The organism is Blastocatellia bacterium, assembly GCA_035275065.1.
Classification (GTDB): domain Bacteria; phylum Acidobacteriota; class Blastocatellia; order UBA7656; family UBA7656; genus DATENM01.
Genome location: DATENM010000133.1, coordinates 32,534 through 52,308 on the forward strand (window position 1 = coordinate 32,534; position 19,775 = coordinate 52,308).

Below are 19,775 nucleotides of genomic sequence, written 5' to 3' on the forward strand. Positions count from 1 at the left end.
CTCCTTTTTTTTAGAAGATTGCTGAGCCGGTTCCTTCAACGGCTCGCGGGGTGCGCTTCGATCAGCGCCGCCGGCGAGTCTGTCTTGATTGCATCAACCCCTAACCGCTGCATCTGCTGAGCGGCTGTTTGCGCGTCAACCGTCCACGCCCAAACCTGCACGCCTATACGGTGTGCCCGCTCGACGAGCTGCCCGGTCACCATCGAATAGGGCACCGAGATCGAATGGGGTTTCAGCGCCAGTGCGCGCTCAAGCGCGGCGGCGGAATCCCCTGTGAAATCGAGCCCCAGCAGCTTGATCTGTAATTTGAGCCGAGGGCCGAGCGCGGCTCGAAGCCTTTGGGCCGAGGCGAGGTCGGGCGGCTCGACGATTATGCGATCAAGATCGCCGACGCCACGCAACACACCAATTACCTCGGTTATCAATTCATCGAGTTGCTTGCATGGCTTGATGTCCAGGTCGATCAGCCCGGCGGGCACTTGATCGAACAGGTCGCCGAGCGTGAGAATCGCGGGGCCGCCGAAATCCTTCTCGGCGCATGCATTCCGTTTCGCTAACAACTCTGAGTAAGTCAGGTCAGAGACCAGCGGTGTGCGGGTGTCGCCCACGAGGTTCTGGACCAGTGCAAGCGTGGTTTCGACAAGCGCCTGGTGGTCACCTGCAACCTGGGGCTCGGATTGAAAAACCTCCAGCAATTCGCTGAGGTCGCAGGTCGCGTCCCGCCGTCCGCTCTCAACGCGCCCGGGCCGGGCGTCGTGGTAAAGCACGAGCTTGTGATCACGGGTTAGCCGCACATCGGTTTCGATTCCGTCAACGCCCAGGCGCAAGGCTCGACGAAAAGCCAACATCGTGTTTTCCGGCGCTTCGGATGCGCCGCCACGGTGAGCGATGATTAACGTCCGCGCGCCGTTCAAGGTCGCACGTCCGCGAGCTGCGCCTTTTCGAGTTGCCGCCGACGGCGTCAGAGCCGCGCATACGATTGGCAACGTAAGGCCAATCACGGCAAGGGTGAGAACGGAGGCGATTCGTGATCGAATTGTTGTACGCACAAGAAGGGTTGTGCGCCGCAAACGGGTCGTTGAATGTCTCATGCCCGGTATCCTTTGCCAGCCGCCCGATTGCGACAAAACGGACCTTCGCCGGCAGCCATTTCGGCATCCCGCTAAGGTAATCGGATTCCGCGGCGCAAACCCGCCATGCGATTTAAAAAAAGTTTGACTTGATGGGTTAACACGGCAGGACGGCCTGGCATTGGCGCTAGACACGCCCGTTCGAGGGTTGTTAGTATGGCCCCACCAGCGAAACGATTGCCGATTCGACTTGCCGGATGACGCGTTGCGTCACCGGTCTCTGGACTGCCACGAGTCACCGTCGGGAAAAGTCATCATCGTCTGTCTTGAATCAACCATCGAGCAAAGAGGCTAAAGGTGAAGCCCAAACTTAAATCCGCATTCGCCGGCATCCTGATGATCATCAACATCGCGGCCCTCCCGGTCCGCGGCGCGGAAGCAGACGCCATCGCCATCTCGAACACGATTCGCCAACGCCACATGCCCAACGGCACGATCATCGATCCGATCTTCGCCTCGCGCACCAGCAACGAAATCGTCAGCTATACGCGAGGCGGCGACTCGGCGACCTGGACGGGGCATTACCTGGCTGCCGAAGCTTTCCGCTATAAAGTGACCGCTTCAGCCGACGCCCTGGCCAATGTATGGGCGGCGCTGCGCGGTATCCGCTCGCTGCGCGTTGTCACTGGAACCGATCTGCTTGCACGCTGTCTGGTGCCGACCGACTGGGCGTTTGCTTCATCCATCACGCACGAAGAGGCGGGCCACGGAATTTATAACGGCATGGTTGACGGCCATAGCTACAGTTGGGTAGGTCACACGTCGCGCGATCAGTACACCGGCGTCTTCTTCGGCCTCGGCGTCGCTTATGACATGGTCGAAGACACGGCAGTCCGCGCCTTTATTCAAACCGAAGTGACGGCGCTGCTCGCATTCCTGCTCAATAACAACTGGGCCGTCGTCATGCCGGATCACTCGGTCAGCACGATTTTCTGGGGCCGGCCCGATCAGCAGTTGAGCTTTCTTCAAGTGGGCCGGCGGGTCAATCCAGAGCAATTCGAATCACCCTATGTGAGCTATCGCGCGCAGTACGCCGCGACGGTTATCACGCCCATCGCGTTTGAATGCCTCGACGATTACGGCTCTTATTTTAAGTTCAACCTGGACGAAGCCAACCTTTATAACCTCATCCGGCTCGAAGACACGCCGAAGAACCGCAAGCGCTACATGAAGGCTTACAAGGTTCTCCGCCGCGCGCTGGATAGCCACCGGAATGCCTACTTCAACATGATAGATCGAGGGTTGAAAGAGCCCGACAGCCAACGCGACGCCGAGACGCGCAGCCTGTTGGAAGACTGGCTCAAGCGACCGCGGCGCGACGTGTGGGTGGACAATCGCTTGAAGTATTTCCCCTGCGGCAGCTCGCGCGCTTGCACAGCCATCGCGGTTGCGGATCGGGTGACGACGGATTTCATCTGGCAGCGGAATCCATTCGATCTGGTAGGCGGAGGCGGGGGGACGATTGAATCTGCCGGCATCGATTACCTTCTGCCGTACTGGATGGCGCGCTACTACGGCGTGCTCAGCAATTGAGAGGACGACTTCGAAGTCCGAACCAATTCGGGAAAGCAGCACAGCTCGAACGCTCACATCTTGTGGTCGCCGAGAGTCTTTCAGAAAGAGCTTGTGAACGGCGACCTCTCGTCGTAAAGTGACCAGAGCCGATTTAAGTTGTAATTTCCAAAGGTTTTAACGAAGTGTGGGGAAACGATGTACACACTGGTCACATTCGCCACGCAATGGGGAAGCAAGCACGGGGGCATCAACAGCTTTAACACCGATTTTCTTTCTGCGTTCGGTGCCGCATACAACCTGAGTACTCAGATTATTTGTATTGTCGCTAGCAACACTCCAGAGGCCAGCGAAGATGCCTCCAAATGGCATGTGCGCCTGGTCCCTTTACCCTATGACCCTGCCGCCAAAGCGTTCGGCCAGGATCATGGTGAAGCCGGTGTTCAACAACTCAAGCGCTTCAATATTGACTTCGACCCTGACAAAACGGTGTGGCTTGGGCACGACCGCATCACCGGCGAAGCTGCGATTGCGGCGGCAAAGGTTGCCGGTGGCCGTTCGGCTGTGATTCACCACATGAGTTATAACCACTATGAGTCTTATGCTGAAGACTCGCAATCAGCACTGATAAAAACAGAGACGCAAGCCCGCCTGTTTCAAAATGCCGACCTGGTTTTGGCGGTGGGACCGCTACTCCGGGATGCAGTGAAAGACCTCATCAGCGAAGGGAAGCCTGTTCACATGCTGATTCCTGGTCTTGCAGAAATTGATCCGCAAAATGCACCTAATACCTTTGTGGCTTTTCTGAGTGGCCGGTTGAGCGATGATGCGGCCCGTATCAAACAAGGCAATCTCGGCCTCGCTGCATTCGCAAGAGCGCACCGCGATGCTCGTGAAAACGAGATGCCCGATGCCTTGCGTAATCAACCAAAGCTACTTTTGCGTGGGGTCGATTTTGAAGGCCAATCATCTGACTCTCCCTTGCGTAATCCACGAGAGGTAGAGGCCGAGCTAAAACAATTCGCCTATGGATACGCCGATGCAGTAATCAATCTTCACGCCTTGCCATACACAGAAGATCGCCAACAACTCTATCGCGAGCTGAGTCGGGCGAGCGTGGCCCTGATGCCTTCATGGCATGAGGGCTTTGGCTTGGTGGCATGGGAAGCGATCGCTGCCGGTGTACCTCTAATTGTGAGCAAACAGAGCGGTGTATATAGGCTGCTAGAAGAAGATTATCCCGGTGCCGGGACCGGGTGTGTCTATCCTCTCGATGTAAAAGGGGCGATCTCCGCGCCGTACATTCACCCAGATGACTTAAACGGGACAGTAACAGCACTGAAAGCAATTGCTAATAATCCCAATAAGGCACGCAAGCAAGCGAGCATTTTGAGAGAAATGCTGCTTGAAAAGAACACATGGGCTGCGTGTGCTGAAAAGGCGGCGAATGCCTTTGGCTGGGACATGAAAAAAGGCAGCATGCCTGCCATCACCCCCGAAAACCTCCCACAAGCGCCAAACTCTATTGCGCCCGCTCCTGCACTTGCGCCCGCTGATGGTGAACAGGGACCACTTCGTATGCCTGTTGGGCAATGGCGTGCGGGTGCTGGAATGGCTGACAGCCAGTTGCTTCGTGCGGAAGAGGCATTGCTGCCTTTTGATCCGGCCCGCGAGCCCGATGTTGATCGCCTGAATGAATGGCTAGATGATCCGCAGTGGCCACTGTCTGTGAGGTTAATCACGGGCGCCGGTGGGCAAGGTAAGACCCGATTGGCCCTTGAGGTTTGTCAGCAGCGGCTCGCCTCAGGTTGGCAGGCGGGCTTCCTTGACAGCAACCTTGAAGCCAACCGAATGGCCGCCAACTGGCAGGATTTGCGCAAGCTAGACAAGCCGCTCTTGATCGTCATTGACTATGCGGAAACTCGACAGACAGCATTTCTCGCACTGCTAAAAGCCACGCTGCAAAATCCTGGCAGCCGATCTGTGCGAATGCTGTTGCTCGCGCGCGATGGCGGCGAATGGTGGGACAACCTTCCTAGTAAAGATCCTCAGTGCGAAGCGTTGCTGAGCGGTTATGCGACGACGGGACCCTTCCGGCTGCCGGCGCTATACGCAGCGGAACACGATCGTAGGAAGGCTTATACAACGGCGCTACAGGCGTTTGCGCAGACTCTCGCCGTGACCGCTCCAGGTATCGTTCCTGATCTAATCGCCGACCACTTTGAGCGTCCATTGTATGTACAAATGGCTGCGCTTCTAGCGCTATATGGTGAGCGTCCGACCACAGCTCAGGGGCTAACGAAGGCGCTCTTAAATCACGAACGCCGTTATTGGCGGGGAGTCCTCGCTCACTTCAATTGGCCGGAACCTGAGCGACGTGCTGAGCAGTTGCTTGCGCTCGCGACCCTTGCGGGCGGCTTTGCCACGGCCAAAGTTGCCGAGCCGTATTGGGTCAAAGCAAGAGGAAGAGTTCTCAGCACAGGAGAATTCAATTCTTTGTTTCGCGCCTTAGCCACGTTGTACCCCGAAGTTCAGGGATTACAACCCTTGCGTCCCGATCTGCTCGGCGAAGCCTTAGTGGCACAGGCTCTTCTTCGCCCCGATGCTGACACGCTTCTCGACGCAGTCTTAAGTAATACAGCAACTCAACCCATTCGTCGCAATGCACTGACAGTGCTTGCCCGCCTATCCGCTCAGCGCCCAGACTTGCAACAAATCTTGGTGGATGCTTTGTCACGCCAGTTTTCCCATTGTTGCAAGGATGTGGTGGCAGTCAGCACCGAGACCGCGAGCCGCTTGCCCGAGTTGGCAGAGTTGGCGTTTGTCGGTCTGTCGCCGGTCAGCAAAAGCCAAGCGGCTGGCTTGTTGGCTCCGCTATTCAAAGAAGAATCAGTACAACTCGCTCAACTGGGTTGCATGGTATCTGAGTATCTGGCTGGGAAATCTCGTGATAAATTTGAAAAGAAACCGGGCGATCTGAACCGGATGGCTGACTATGCCCGAGAGTTGACCATTTATGCGCTCCATCTATCCCGCATCGGTCATTACCAGCAGGCTTGCGATGTTGGTCTGGATGGCCTGGAACTCTATAACCGCCTGACCCTCAAAGACCCTAAGCGATTTGAACCTGACTATGCGGGCGCATTAGGCAACTACGCGCTTGATTTGAGTAATGCCGGCAAGGACGAAGAGGCGCTTGAGCGCGACCGCGAAGCTTGGGAGATTTACAAGCGGTTGGCGCTGAAGAACCCCGACCGCTTCGAGCCTGACTATGCGAGGTCATTAAACAACTACGCCGGTCATTTGAGTGATGGTGGTCAATACGAGGAGGCGCTTGAGCATGCCCGCGAGGCTTGGGAGATTCGCAAGCGGTTGGCGCTGAAGAACCCCGACCGCTTTGCCACCGAGCTATTCCGTAATACATGCTTTGTAGATTTCCTGGCCTGGTTATGCAATCAAAGCGTCGACAGTGATAAACCTGAGCTAAACCAATTAATGACATTTATGGCTCCTCATCAGCGCGCTCTAATGCTACTTTTTTCGGCATTCGTGGAAGGCTGCACAGCAGCGAACCAAGATGCTCGCAATGAAGATTTTCGGAGAGTGCTTTTGTGGTGGGCTGAGTGTTCAGTTGCGAGCAAGAACATGGGCGAGCCCTATTGGTTATGTGCGGCTGCTTGGTGTGCTCAGTTTGATCCAGCGGAGCTAGTGGAGACTGATTGGGAGGCTAGCTGGCAACAATTTGTGAAGCAACGAAATGGCTGGATACCAGCGTGGATGTCAGAGGTAGCGCGACGGCTGGAATTCCAGTGGCCCAGCTAAAAAAACAGAGCCATATTCTTATCGACGTCATTAATCGAAGGAGTGGCGAGGGGCGTCCTACAACTTGTGCTCGCCGCGCACGTAATACTTGAAAGCCATCTTGGCGAGCTTCCAGACCTTGCCCCATTCGATGTTGCCTTCTTCGCCGCGCACTAACTGGTTGACCAGCATCGAGCGCAGATAGCGGCCCTCGCGCATGAACATGAAGCGCTTGGCGTAGGGGCGGGCGACTTCGAAGAAATTAAAATTCGGATCAACCTGCGTGCCGATGCCTTCGAGCGTCATCATGGCGCGCACGATGTAGGTAAAGCTCGCGGGGATGCGGAAAGGGAACTCGTAGATGACGTGCGCCAGGTCGAAGAGCAGTTCTTTGAACTTCACGTCTCTCAGCTTCAGGCTCAGGTAGCGGTCGAACAAGCCTTCGATGATCGGCTTGAAGCGCGCTTCCTCGTCCGGCGATAGCTCGATGAATCCTAGCCGCACCATATCTTCGACCAGGCCCGGCACGTCACGCTCGACGATGTGAAAGAAGGCGTTGATCAGTTGCGATTGCAACTCGACGGGCAAGCGGCCCACCATGCCGAAATCGAAAAACGCCAGCCGGCCATCCGGCATGACGCGCAGGTTGCCGGGGTGCGGGTCGGCGTGAAAGAAACCATCTTCGAGCAACTGCTTCAGGTAAGTCCGCGCCAATAGCTTGACGACTTCGTGCGGATTACGGCCGGCGGCGCTGAGCGCTTCAACCTCCGTGACCTTCAAGCCTTCGATGAACTCCATCACGATGACCCGCGACGACGAGAAAATCTCGTAGATGCGCGGCACATAGACGTCCGGCCACTTCTCGAAGTTGCGGCGAAAGGTTTCGGCGTTGCGCACCTCTGCGCGGTAATCCATCTCTTCATAAATGTGTGCGCGGAACTCGTCAATCGTGCCCTGCCAGTCGACGCCGCGAACCAGATTGGGATAACGCGCCGCAAAGCGGGCGATGCGCCGCAGCACGCGCAAGTCGAATTCGATCTGCGTCGCGAGGTTCGGGCGTTGCATTTTGATGGCGACCGTCTGGCCCGTGCGCAACTGGCCGCGATGCACCTGGCCGAGCGAGGCGGCGGCGACCGGGCGATCCTCGAAGTCCTTAAAGATGTCTTCGATTTTGACGTGCAGCTCCGACTCGACGATCTGGCGGGCGATTTCGGAAGGGAAGGGCGGCACTTCATCTTGCAGCGCCGAAAGCTCTTGAATGTATTCGATGGGCAGCAAGTCTGCGCGCGTCGCCAGGGTCTGCCCGGTCTTAATGAAGGTCGGGCCGAGCTTGAGGAACTTTTCGCGCAGCATAGCGCCTTCCTCGTGTCGCTCGGCGGCGGTCTTTTCGCGCTTGCGGCCCAGCCAGTCACGCGAGTTGACGAAAGCGCGCAGGCCGAACAGGGCGAACGAGATGAAGATGCGCAGCATGCGCAGGTAGCCGCGAATGCCGATGCGCTCGTCGGGAGTCCCGGCTCCTGTCTTTGCCGGCGTGACGGTGATTGAGCGAGGGGTGATGACGGTCGTCGAAGGCGGCGGAGTTTCCGCCGTGACCCTGGTTAAATTGGATTGGTTCTCCTGCATCAACTGTTGATACGCATTCGAGCTGCCGGACGTTGCCTCAAGAAAATTTTATCACACTGCGGCTGCCTGGGGGCGCGGGCGACGGCGACCTGGGAGCGCGGGCGGGACGCCCGCATGGCTTCACATGCGACAGACCGGCGGGCGGGACGCCCGCGCTCCCAGGCTATTTGAAAGTCACGCGCAGATACTTGCGCTTGCCGACCTGAATCAACAGGCTCTCGCCCGCCTGCTGACCTATCTCGGCTTTGACATCAATGACGCGCTCGCCGTCAACGCGGACGCTGCCTTGCTGAATCTGTCGCTGCGCGTCTGACACGGATGATGCGAGATTGTGCGAAGCCAGCAGCTTGGCCAGACGGATCGCGCCCGCCGGCAAGTCGATTTCCGGAGTGTCTTCAGGCGCGTGATGCCCGCGGAATATGCGGTCGAATTCATCCGACGCCGCCTGCGCCTCGGCGGCGGAATGAAAATCACCGACGATGCGCCGGCCCAGCTCGGCCTTGATGTCGCGAGGGTTGCGCTCGGCTTGCGCGGCGGCCTCTTTCAGCGCATTGATTTCGGCGGGCTGTAGGTCGGTCAGCAGCTCGTAGTAACGCCACATCAGGTCGTCGCTCACCGACATCACTTTGCCGAACATCTCGCGCGGCGCTTCGGTAATGCCGATGTAGTTGCCGTAGCTCTTCGACATCTTGCGCACGCCATCCAGCCCTTCGAGCAGCGGCGTCGTCATCACCACTTGCGGGTCTTTGCTGCCGTAGCCTTGCTGCACCTGCCGCGCCATCAGCAGGTTGACTTTCTGGTCGGTGCCGCCTAGCTCGACGTCGGCTTCAAGCGCCACCGAGTCATAGCCCTGCGCCAGCGGGTAGAGCAGCTCGTGGACGCCAATCGGAATCTGCGCGTCAACGCGCTTCTTGAACTCGTCGCGTTCGAGCAACTGCGCGACGGTCGCTTTCGCCGCCAGCTTGATGAAATCCGCCGCGCTGAATTTCGCGAACCACTCGTTGTTGAACCTTAGCTCGGTCAGCTCAGGATCGAGCAGCTTGAAGACTTGCTCTTTATAGGTCTCGGCGTTTGCCAGTATCTGTTCCGGCGTCAGCGCCGGGCGCGTCGCCGACCTTCCCGTCGGGTCACCGATCAAGCCCGTAAAATCGCCGATCAAGAAAATCACGCGATGGCCAAGCATCTGGAAGTGGCGCATCTTGCGAATCAACACGGTGTGGCCGATGTGCAGGTCGGGCGCGGTCGGATCAAACCCGGCTTTCACCCTGAGCGGCTTGCCGGTCTTCTCGGCCTGTGCGAGCTTGCGCCGCAGGTCGGCTTCCGAGATGCAATCAACCGTGCCCTTTGTTAAGAAGGCGATCTGTTCGTCAATGGTCATAATTTATAAAGAAGTCAGGAGTCAGGAGTCAGAAGACAGAATGGGAGAGGAAGTCGGCTCCGCCTCCGGTTCTTATTCTGACTCCTGACTCCTGACTCCTGACTTCTTTCCCTTCAATATCCGACAGCAGCGCCGCCGAGTCGCGGGTCTGAAGCGCCGAGCCGCATGGCGGTCTGCGGATCAATCATGATGCCTTCGGCGTCGCCCATGTAACCAGGCTTATCGGCGAACTTGTGGCCGCGCGCTTCGAGCGCCTTGCGGGTATCGGCGTTCAGGCCAAACGGCTCCCAGCGAATATGGTCGGGCATCCACTGATGATGATAGCGCGGCGCGTCTATCGCCTGCTGAAGATTCATGTGGAAGTCGAGCACGTTCACCATGACTTGCAAAACCGTGTTGATGATCGTCGGCCCGCCGGGGCTGCCGATGGCGAAGAGGACTTTGCCGTCTTTCAAAACGATGGTCGGCGTCATCGCCGATAGCGGGCGCTTGCGCGGCGCGATGGCGTTGTTTTCGCTTTGTAGCAGCCCATACGCATTCGGCACGCCCGGCTTCGACGTGAAGTCGTCCATCTCGTTGTTGAGCAGGACGCCCGTGCCGCGCGCCGTCACGCCTGAGCCGAAGCTATTGTTCAGCGTGTAGGTGTTCGACACGACGTTGCCTTCTTCGTCAACCACGGTGAAGTGTGTGGTTTCGGGCGACTCGTAGGCCACCGGGTTGCCTTCGCGGATTTCGCTGCTCGGCGTCGCATGGTCGGGCTTGATCGTCTGAATCATGGTCGCGGCATAGTCTTTCGACATCAGGCCAGAGATCGGCACGTTCTGGACAAAATCGGTATCGCCCAGGAAAGCGGCGCGGTCGGCAAAGGCGCGGCGCTCGACCTCCGTCATCAGGTGAATCGTTTCCGACGAGCTCGGCTCCATCTGCGCGAGGTCGTAGCGCTCCAGCATGTTGAGCATTTCCAGAAGCGCGACGCCGCCCGATGACGGCGGCGGCATGGTCAGAATTTCATAGCCGCGATAAGTGCCATGCAGCGGCTTGCGCATCGTCGGCTGGTACTCTTTCAAGTCCTGCGCCGTAACCAGACCGCCGTTGGCCTGCATGTCGGCAACGATCATGCGGGCGGTGTCGCCTTCGTAAAACTCGCGCGGCCCTTTTGCCTTCAAGCGCGCGAGGGTCGCCGCCAGCTCCGGCTGCGCGAATTTCTCGCCCTCTTCAAAGTTCTTGCCGTCGCGCAGGAAGATGCGCTTGCTATCCCCAAAGCGCGACAGCAGATCGCTGCTCGCCTTCATGCTGCGGGCCGTGTGGTACGAGACTTCAAAGCCATCAGCGGCGAGCCGCCGCGCCGGCTCGATCACGTCAGCCCACTTCAGCTTGCCGTGATGCTCAAGGGCGAGCGCCAGGCCGGCGACGCTGCCCGGCACGCCGATGGCGCGATAGCCGACCGTCGAGGCGTCTTTGATGACGTTGCCCTCTTTGTCGAGGTACATATCACGGCTTGCGGCAAGCGGCGCGCGCTCACGGTAATCGATGATCTCGGTTTCGCCGTTGGCGCGGCGAATCATCATAAATCCGCCGCCGCCGAGATTGCCCGCCGACGGCCAGACCACCGCGAGCGCCAGGCCGACGGCGACCGCTGCGTCAATCGCATTGCCGCCGCGCTGCATGACCTCTGCGCCGACGCGCGAAGCGATGGGACTGGTCGAAGCGACGATGCCGTGACGGGCGCGCACCGGCTGGTTCGCCGAAGTGCCCGCCGTCGGCGCGGCGGCGACGGTCGTCGCCGGTTTAGCCTCTTGCTCGGCGCTTGAAGTTGAAGGAACGCGGTTGCAGCCGGTCAGCGCCAGAATCAAAAGCAGTGCCAGCCAGGTAGAGGTTTTTTTCATGTCGTGCTCCCGATTACGAAGCCATGCCAAGATACCAATCGATGAGCGGCTTGCCGACGAACTGCGCGACCAGGGCCGCGGGCCCGAGAAAGACGCCAAAGGGAATCTCCATCTTCATGTTGCTGCCGCGCGCCACCATCACGCCGATGCCGACCAGCGAGCCGATCATCGATCCCAGAAAGATCGTCAGAAAGGTCAATTGCCAGCCGAGAAAAGCGCCGACCATCAACATCATTTTTACATCGCCGAGTCCCATGCCTTCAACGTGGCGGAGCTTCTGATACCCCCAGCGAATCAGCCAGAGCGTGCCGCCACCGGCCACCATGCCGAGCACGGCACAGACAATGGCCAGCGCCCATTCGTGCTGCGCGGTCAATCCAAACCAGTTCGGCGTGCGGCGAATCTGCCAGGGGTCAGGCGCCAGCACTCGCAAGACGAATAGCACGGCGAGGCCGGGAAACGTCAGCACGTTCGGCAGCAGCATATGTCGCAGATCGATGAAGACGAGCGGCACGATGAACGATACGAACACCAGGTCGCCTACGAGCGTCAGCCAGAAACGCGCCGGCACCTGCATATAATGATCGTCGAAGACGTGAAACTGGTTGCCGTCTTTGATGAAGACGAGCAGAAAGAGGATGGCGACGAGCAATTCGATGGCCGGGTAGATGGGCGAGATGCCGACGCGGCAATTGCGGCACTTGCCGCCGAGCAGGGCATAGCTCAAGACCGGCACGTTATCGTAAGGCTTGATCGCGGCGTCGCAGTTCGGGCAGTGCGACGCGGGCAGCACAATCGATTCGCCGAGCGGCACGCGATAGATGACGACATTGAGAAAGCTGCCGATGAGCAAGCCGAAGATGAAGACAAAGCCCGCAACCATGTACGGTGACAGATATTCCATTCAGGCCTTTCGTTTGCGAGATGCGGTCAAGTGGATTAAATTAGCGCGACGCAGTATTGTCAAGCTTGGTAAGCGCAAGGGTGGCGATGAAGATTCTTCAGGTCTGTTCGGCGAGCGAGATGGGCGGCGGCGAAGTGCATGTCGCCGGGCTGGTGCGAGCGTTGGCGGCGCGCGGCCACGCCATCTATCTGGCGGTGCGACCGAACAGCCCGCTGCGCGAGCCGCTCGCCGGGGTGATTGCCTCGTGGCACGAAATGCCGCTTCGCAATTCGCTCGATCTGCAATCGGCGCATGCCATCGCCGACCTCGTCAACGACCATCGCATTGACCTGATTCACGCGCACGTCGGGCGCGATTACCTTGTGGCGGCGCTCGCCAGCCGCCACGCCCAGCGCGCCCGCCTGGTGCTCACGCGGCATCATTACTTGCCGCTCAAGCGCAACACGCTGTACCGCTGGCTGCTTGGGGAAACCGATGCCGTGATTGCGGTGTCGGATTCTGTGCGCGAGTCGGTGATCGAGCGCCTGCAACTGCCCGCCGAGCGCGTTCATGTGATTCCCAACTGGATAGACCCCGAACGCTTTCAACCGATGGATCGCGACGTGGCGCGCGGCCTGTTTCGCTTGCGCGGCTCGCTGGTGGTGGCGTGCATCGGGCAGATTACGCCGGCCAAAGGACAGGAGGAGTTCGTGCGCGCCGCCAGCCGTGTGGCGCAGCGGCGGCCCGACATCGAATTCATCATCGTCGGCGAAGAGCAGAATGACGGCCAGCCCTTCACTAAAGAGCTGATGGGGTTGGCGGCATCGCTCGGCGCGGCTCAGCGGATTCGTTATCTCGGTTACGTTCGCCACATCCCTGAGCTGCTGGCCGCCGTTGACGTGGTGGTCGTGCCGAGCTGGGATGAAGGCTTCTCGCTGGTGACGATTGAAGCGCTGGCGGCGCGGCGCGCCGTGCTGGCATCGAATGTCGGCGGCATCAGCGGCATTCTCAAAGACAACCATAGCGGCCTGCTGTTCGCGCCCCGCGACTGGCAGCAGTTGACCGAAAAGCTCCTTTATCTGGTATCTGACGCGCCGTTGCGCGACCGCCTGGCGGCAGCCGGTCAGCGCGACGTTTACTCTCGCTTCGGGCGCGAGCAGATCATCAACCGCATCGAAGCGTTGTATCTCGACGTGCTCGGCAAGGACTAATTTGAAGTCCGATTCGGACTATGGTACGCTTTGCTACATATGAGTCAGAGCGCGGCTATCAATTCGGCTACCGCTGCAATGTTTGCGCTGGTATTCGCTATCTTTGGCGCATCCTGGCTCAACCAGCGCAATATCCAAAATCTATTGGGTCTGAACCAAAGCAACCTCCAAACTCTATTAGGGCTAAACCAACGCGCCCTCGAAAACCTGCTGACGCTGAATCAACACAGCACCGAAAATCTGCTTGCGCTGAATCAACACAGCACCGAAAACCTGCTTGAGCAGCATCGGCTCAGCACCGAAAACCTGCTTAAGCAGATGGAGAAACGATTTGATGCGCGATTTGATACTCTGATGTCAGAGATCAGGCGTCTTGACCAGCGCATTGACGCACTTGATCAACGTCTCGATAAACTCGAACAACGTCTCAGCGAGCGGGTCATTCATTGATCTGCTGGCTTGCCCTTACCCTTGCTCAACTCCCATAGCTTCAGGTTCTTCAAAAAGGCGTAGTGCGCCGCGAAGCGGGCGATGGCATAGCCTTGCAAGCCATCAAGAAAACCGAGCTTGAAGACGTAAGAGCGAATGAAGGTCAGCGGCGGCGAGAAGATGATTGAGGCGAGCGCGCCGCGCTTGCCTTTCGCGTAGTCGGCATCGGCGGCAAGTGTCGTGTAGCGGTCAATCCGCAGATGATGTTCAGAGGCATCGTTGACCGTAAAGTGTAGCAGGTCGCCTGCCAGTCTGGCGACCGCGCCGTCAACCGCGACGCCTTCGTGAACGTAATCGCCGACCCAGCGGGCGCGGCGGCGGTCATACAGTCGCAGCTTGTGGTCGGGATACCAGCCCGAATGACGAATCCAGCGGCCCAGGTAAAACGTCAGGCGCGGCATCTCGAAGCCGGCGGCCGCGGGCGCCGGCGCTCGCTTCAGCGATTCGATCTCGCGCCGCAACGATTCGCTAACCACTTCGTCGGCGTCGAGGCTGAATATCCAATCGTGGCTGGCCTCGGCGGCAGCAAAATTCTTCTGTGCCGAATAGCCGGGCCACGGGCGGACGACGACGCGGTCGGTGAATTGGCGGGCGATCTCTGTGGTGCGGTCGCGACTTTCGCTGTCAACGACGATGATCTCGTCGGCCCACTCAAGCGAAGCCAGCGCGCGGGTGATGTTCGCCTCTTCGTTGAAGGTAATGACGATGGCGGTGATCTTCATCCACGGGCCAACCTTGCCATAGGAACACCGCGGGCGTCGGGTGGTTTATTCGCTGAGGGTCACGCGCGTCATGCGGTCACCGGCGCGCAGTTGCTTAACCACGTCGAGGCCCTCGGTGACGCGACCGAAGACGGCATACTGATTATCGAGAAACGCCGCCGGCCCAAGCGTAATGTAAAACTGGCTGGAGGCGCTATCCGGGATATTGGTTCGCGCCATCGCTAGCGCCCCCGCCTCGCCGTGCGGCAATTCGCGCGAGACTTCGAGCTTGATGCGTCGCTCGCGGCCCGTCTGCGGATCGATGAAACCGCCCCGACCGCTGCCTTCCGGGTCGCCGCCCTGTATGACAAAGTTCGGCTCGTAGCGGTGAAAGCTCAGGCCGTCATAAAAGCCGCGCTGAATCAGATCGATGAAGTTGCCGGCAGTGATCGGCGCTTGGTCTTCATATAACTCGGCGGTGATCGTGCCCTTGTTGGTCTCGATGATTGCTTTGCGATTTGCCATGAGAATCTCCCTGTCTATGTATTCGCTGAATCGAATGTAACACCGGCAACCGGTCTTCTCAAGTTGCGGCCCGGCAATGCCGGCTTTATACTGCTCGGCTTCAATCTAACTTTAAGGAGCCTGCAATGAACGTCACGCACCTCTACTGTTCGGCGTGCGGAAAGCAATATGCCGCGGGGCAACTGCTCAACCTCTGCGAATGCGGCAAGCCGTTGATGGTCGCCTATGATCTTGAGCGCGCCGCTAGCCAGATGAGCAAAGCAAGCCTGGCCGGACGCGAGCCGACGCTGTGGCGTTACCGCGAAGTCTTGCCTGTCGCCGACGAGCGCAACCGTTTGACGCTCGGCGAAGGCTTTACGCCATTGGCGCGTGCCGCGAGGCTCGGCGAGCAACTGGGCATGCCGCAGCTTTACATCAAAGACGAATCGCTCAACCCGACGCAGTCGTTCAAGGCGCGCGGCATGGCGGTCGCCATCTCGATGGCTAAAGAACTGGGCGTGAAAAAGCTGGCCGTGCCATCGGCGGGAAATGCGGCGGGGGCGCTCGCGGCCTACGCGGCGAAGGCGGGGCTTGAAGCACACATCTTCATGCCGCAAGACACGCCGCGCGCCAACATCGTCGAATGCCAACAGACCGGCGCGCACGTCACTTTGATTGATGGGTTGATTACCGATTGCGGGCGCATCGTCGGCGAGCGCAAGGCGGCGGAAGGCTGGTTCGACGTTTCCACGCTCAAAGAGCCCTACCGGGTCGAAGGCAAAAAGACGATGGGCTATGAGCTGGCCGAGCAGATGAGCTGGGAATTGCCCGACGTCATCCTTTACCCGACCGGCGGCGGCACCGGATTGATCGGCATGTGGAAGGCCTTCGACGAGATGGAGCGCATGGGCTGGATCGGCAGCCGCCGCCCGCGCATGGTCACGGTGCAGGCCGAGGGCTGCGCGCCGATTGTGCGCGCCTTTGCGGCGGGCGCGAGTCAAGGGGCAGACATTCCCGACGCCCATACCTGCGCCGCGGGCCTTCGGGTGCCGCGAGCGATTGGCGATTTCATCATGCTCGATATTCTGCGCCGCAGCGGCGGCACCGCCGTTTCGGTCACAGATGCAGAGTTGCTTGCGGCGGTCGGTGAGATCGGTGCCGCCGAAGGCATCTTTGCCGCGCCCGAAGGCGCCGCCTGTCTGCCGGCTCTCAAGCAACTGATCGAGCGCGGCGAGGTGGGCCGCCAGGAGCGCGTCGTCTTGTTCAACACCGGCGCAGGCGTCAAATACCTGGAATGCTTTCAGCGGTGACGAGTGACAAGACGATGTGACTCAGATTGCTAGTCGGCTTTAGCCGGCGGCGTCTTTCTTGTCACTTGTCACTCCCAGGGGTGTTCACCAGCGAACAAGCGATTCCCATTAACGTAATCCGGCTGCCGGCCGCAGTCGGGTGAAAGCGCAAAAAGCCTGAAAAACGGGCCGATTTCGACGGTTTGCACTGTGGCACGCCAGTTGGCTATAGGGCTGCCGGATAAAGAGCTGCCGGCGAGCGGATTTTGCTTCGGCGGCCCCCGGTTTGGTGCTATGATTTGAAGTAATCACCACGAGCCGCTCCGATAAGATCGGTTGGATAGGAGTTAGCTAATGATCAGCTTGCATAACATCGAAAAATTCTATGAAACGGGCATCGGCAAGACGTTTGTGCTGCGGCGCATCACGTTTGATATCAAGCCGGGCGATTTCGTTTCGATCATGGGGCCTTCGGGCGCCGGCAAGTCAACGCTGCTGCACATTCTCGGCATGCACGACAGCTCGTGGACGGGCGAGTTCTTTTTTGACGACCAGCCGGTGCATAAGCTCGACCGCAATAAGCGCATGAACCTGCGCAATCGCAACATCGGATTCGTCTTTCAGAATTATCATCTGCTCGATCACATGACGGTCTACGAGAATCTTGAGATTCCGCTGTCGTACCGGGACATCAAGAAGAGCGAGCGCGAATCAATTGTCTGCGACGTGCTCGACCGTTTCCAGATCGTCGGCAAGCGCAATCTCTATCCGACGCAGCTATCGGGCGGCCAGCAGCAACTGGTTGGCATCGCCCGCGCAATCGTTCATAACCCGCGATTGATTCTCGCTGACGAGCCGACGGGCAACCTGCATTCCGAGCAGGGCAAAGAGATCATGGAATTATTCAAGCGCCTCAACGACCAGGGCACGACGATCATTCAGGTGACGCACTCGGAGTTCAACGCCTCGTACGGCAGCCGCATCATCCACTTGCGGGATGGCTGGGTCGTCAACGATTGAGGGCCGACGGTGTTCATTTCCGGGAATTAGGAGTCCCGGAAGCGACACCCGGCGAGCTAGGTTTTTTCCGGCGGTTTTGTGCTAAAATGGAGAGTGTAAGCAGTTAGCCATCGCCGCTTTCATGGCACGAAACTTCCCTATAGGTTGACGGAGGATTCTGTATGGGCATGGACGTTCCACGGACTGGCGCAAAGAAGAAGAAGCAGCTCAAGAAGATTCTTTACGGAGCTGTCTTGATCGTGGTGATTGGCTCGGTGACTTACGGCGTTTCGCGCCTCAAGCCCGCCGCCCCGTCGGTTGATGGCAGCACGCTTTACAAAGGCACAGTGACGCGCGGCACTTTCGTCCGCCAGGTGCGTGGATTGGGCACGCTGGTTCCCGAAGAAGTGCGCTACGTGCCGGCGATCAATGCCGGTCGCGTCGAGAAGCGCTTCCTGCAACAGGGCGCGGTGGTTAAAGCCGACACCGTTCTCGTCGAGCTGTCGAACCCCGAGCTCTCGCAGGCCCTGGCCGACGCCGAATCACAATTTCGCGCCTCTGGCGCCAACCTGAATACGCTCAAGGCGCAGGTCGGCAGGCAGATCATCGATCAGCAGTCCACCCTGTTTCAAGTGCGCTCGGATTATAAGAAAGCCAAGATGCAGTACGAGGTGAACAAAGAACTCGGCAGCAAGGGCCTGAAATCCGATCTCGAAGTGAAGCTCTCGGAGATCGCCGCATCCGACCTCGAAAATCGCGTCAAGATCGAAGAGCAGCGGCTCGCGGCCACCTCGGAAGAAGTGAAAGCCCGGCTCTCCGCCGAAGACGAGCGCGTGCGCCAGCTCAAAGAGGCCGTTGACCTCAAGCGCCGCCAGGTCGAATCATTAAAGGTGCGCGCAGGCATTGACGGCGTCCTGCAACTGCTTCAGGTCGAAGTCGGTCAGCAGGTGACGATTGGCCAGAACATCGCCCGCGTCGCCGATCCCAGCCGCCTGAAAGCCGAGCTGCGGATCGCTGAAACCCAGACGCGCGACATCGCCTTCGGCCAGCCCGTACAGGTCGACACGCGCAACGGCATCATCCCCGGCAAGGTCTCGCGCATTGACGCCTCGGCGCAAAACGGCACCATCGGCGTTGACGTGATCTTGGAAGGCGAGCTGCCCAAGGGGGCGCGCTCGGACATGAGCGTTGACGGCACGATTGAGCTGGAAAAGCTCGACAACGTCCTTTACGTCAGCCGCCCGGTTCACGGCCAGGATAATGCGACCATCGGCTTGTTCAAGCTGACGCCGGATGGCAAGGGCGCGACCCGCGTGCAGGTGCGCCTGGGCAAGAGCTCTGTCAGCTCGATTGAAATCCTCGACGGTCTGAAAGAAGGCGACATCGTCATTCTTTCCGACACCTCGCAATGGGATAACAACTCGGAAATCCGTTTGACGTAAGCCAAAGTTGGGTTGCGCGGGCCGCGCGCCCTGCGCTAGAGTGCGACTTCAGAAAAACTCTTAGGAGGAACGAAACACAATGTCTTCATCCGACTCACCGTTGATTCGACTCGAAGGCGTCACGAAGGTCTTTCTCACTGACGAAGTGGAAACGCACGCGCTGTCGGGCGTTCACATGGAGATCAAGAAGGGCGAATATATTTCCATCGCCGGGCCATCGGGATGCGGCAAATCCACTTTGCTATCGATTCTCGGCCTGCTCGATTCGCCCTCGGACGGCGTCTATCAGCTCAACAACCGCTCGGTCTCTGACCTGCCGCTTTCGGAACGCGCCCGCATTCGCAACCGTGAAGTCGGCTTCATCTTCCAGAGTTTTAACCTGATCGGCGACCTGAACGTTTACGAGAACGTCGAGCTGCCGCTCACCTACCGCGGCTTGAAGGCCGCCGAGCGCAAGAAGCGCGTCATGGATGCGCTTGAGCGCGTCGGCATGGCGCACCGCGCCAAGCACCTGCCCAGCCAGCTCTCCGGCGGTCAGCAGCAGCGCGTCGCCGTCGCCCGCGCCGTCGCCGGCGATCCGCTCATCCTGCTCGCGGACGAGCCGACCGGAAACCTCGACTCGACCAACGGCGAAGCGGTCATGGATTTGATGCGCGAGCTGCACCAGCAGGGCGCGACCATCTGCATGGTGACGCACGACCCGCGCTATGCCAAGCACTCGGATCGTCAGATTCATCTCTTCGACGGTCGCGTGGTTGACGAAGAGCACGAGCCGAAAGCCGAGCACGAGTTGAAGGAAAGCGGTTTTGAAATCGCTTAGACTGCGATTGCCCAGGCCGACGCCTTAGAACTGTTTAGCGAGTCCAGCGTAAGCTGAACGACCGGCGGCACCCCGCACCTTGCGGCGCGGGGTGCCGCTTTGTCGCG

At 59.1% G+C, this 19,775-nt stretch carries 15 protein-coding genes; 8 read left to right on the forward strand and 7 right to left on the reverse strand.

Annotated elements, in window-relative coordinates; genetic code table 11:
- Nucleotides 1–35: 35 nt before the first annotated feature.
- Nucleotides 36–1,127 (reverse strand): glycerophosphodiester phosphodiesterase family protein, encoded by a 1,092-nt coding sequence (locus tag VJ464_24765; protein ID HKQ08356.1) that lies wholly within the window; start codon nt 1,125–1,127, stop codon nt 36–38.
- 300 nt (nt 1,128–1,427) lie between these two features.
- Between VJ464_24765 and VJ464_24770 the strand changes: the two genes are divergently transcribed.
- Both VJ464_24770 and VJ464_24775 read left to right on the forward strand, forming a co-directional pair.
- Nucleotides 1,428–2,663: a hypothetical protein gene (locus tag VJ464_24770; GenBank protein ID HKQ08357.1), complete on the forward strand. Its 1,236-nt coding sequence runs from the start codon at nt 1,428–1,430 to the stop codon at nt 2,661–2,663.
- A gap of 177 nt (nt 2,664–2,840) precedes the next feature.
- On the forward strand, nt 2,841–6,464 hold the full coding sequence (locus tag VJ464_24775; GenBank protein HKQ08358.1) for a glycosyltransferase: 3,624 nt from the start codon (nt 2,841–2,843) through the stop codon (nt 6,462–6,464).
- A gap of 57 nt (nt 6,465–6,521) precedes the next feature.
- On the opposite strand, the gene VJ464_24780 is transcribed toward VJ464_24775, so the two are convergent.
- From VJ464_24780 to VJ464_24795, 4 genes are all read right to left on the reverse strand, one after another.
- On the reverse strand, nt 6,522–8,066 hold the full coding sequence (locus tag VJ464_24780; GenBank protein HKQ08359.1) for an AarF/ABC1/UbiB kinase family protein: 1,545 nt from the start codon (nt 8,064–8,066) through the stop codon (nt 6,522–6,524).
- A gap of 163 nt (nt 8,067–8,229) precedes the next feature.
- Nucleotides 8,230–9,444 carry a tyrosine--tRNA ligase gene (gene tyrS / locus VJ464_24785; GenBank protein HKQ08360.1) on the reverse strand — a complete coding sequence of 405 codons (1,215 nt, stop codon included), beginning with the start codon at nt 9,442–9,444 and terminating at the stop codon, nt 8,230–8,232.
- Nucleotides 9,445–9,557: 113 nt separating this feature from the next.
- Nucleotides 9,558–11,330, reverse strand: a complete 1,773-nt coding sequence (gene ggt / locus VJ464_24790; protein ID HKQ08361.1) for a gamma-glutamyltransferase — start codon at nt 11,328–11,330, stop codon at nt 9,558–9,560.
- Between the two features lie 13 nt (nt 11,331–11,343).
- Entirely contained in the window at nt 11,344–12,234 is an 891-nt protein-coding gene (locus VJ464_24795; protein ID HKQ08362.1) for a prepilin peptidase, read from the reverse strand.
- Between the two features lie 86 nt (nt 12,235–12,320).
- Between VJ464_24795 and VJ464_24800 the strand changes: the two genes are divergently transcribed.
- On the forward strand, nt 12,321–13,424 hold the full coding sequence (locus VJ464_24800) for a glycosyltransferase family 4 protein (protein ID HKQ08363.1): 1,104 nt from the start codon (nt 12,321–12,323) through the stop codon (nt 13,422–13,424).
- Nucleotides 13,425–13,502: 78 nt separating this feature from the next.
- A complete protein-coding gene (gene fliD / locus VJ464_24805) occupies nt 13,503–13,874 on the forward strand; it encodes a flagellar filament capping protein FliD (protein ID HKQ08364.1) in 372 nt (123 codons plus the stop codon).
- Here fliD and VJ464_24810 read toward each other — a convergent pair.
- Both VJ464_24810 and VJ464_24815 read right to left on the reverse strand, forming a co-directional pair.
- Nucleotides 13,868–14,635: a glycosyltransferase family 2 protein gene (locus VJ464_24810; GenBank protein HKQ08365.1), complete on the reverse strand. Its 768-nt coding sequence runs from the start codon at nt 14,633–14,635 to the stop codon at nt 13,868–13,870. The two genes, fliD and VJ464_24810, sit on opposite strands and share 7 nt — an antisense overlap.
- A 45-nt stretch (nt 14,636–14,680) precedes the next feature.
- Nucleotides 14,681–15,139: a peptidylprolyl isomerase gene (locus VJ464_24815; GenBank protein HKQ08366.1), complete on the reverse strand. Its 459-nt coding sequence runs from the start codon at nt 15,137–15,139 to the stop codon at nt 14,681–14,683.
- 125 nt (nt 15,140–15,264) lie between these two features.
- On the opposite strand from VJ464_24815, the gene VJ464_24820 reads away from it, so the two are divergent.
- The 4 genes from VJ464_24820 to VJ464_24835 all read left to right on the forward strand — a co-directional run bounded on the left by VJ464_24820 (nt 15,265) and on the right by VJ464_24835 (nt 19,668).
- A complete protein-coding gene (locus VJ464_24820) occupies nt 15,265–16,428 on the forward strand; it encodes a threonine synthase (protein ID HKQ08367.1) in 1,164 nt (387 codons plus the stop codon).
- A gap of 333 nt (nt 16,429–16,761) precedes the next feature.
- On the forward strand, nt 16,762–17,427 hold the full coding sequence (locus tag VJ464_24825; GenBank protein ID HKQ08368.1) for an ABC transporter ATP-binding protein: 666 nt from the start codon (nt 16,762–16,764) through the stop codon (nt 17,425–17,427).
- A 161-nt stretch (nt 17,428–17,588) separates the two neighbouring features.
- Entirely contained in the window at nt 17,589–18,848 is a 1,260-nt protein-coding gene (locus VJ464_24830; GenBank protein ID HKQ08369.1) for an HlyD family efflux transporter periplasmic adaptor subunit, read from the forward strand.
- Nucleotides 18,849–18,927: 79 nt separating this feature from the next.
- Nucleotides 18,928–19,668: an ABC transporter ATP-binding protein gene (locus tag VJ464_24835; GenBank protein ID HKQ08370.1), complete on the forward strand. Its 741-nt coding sequence runs from the start codon at nt 18,928–18,930 to the stop codon at nt 19,666–19,668.
- Nucleotides 19,669–19,775 lie beyond the last annotated feature (107 nt).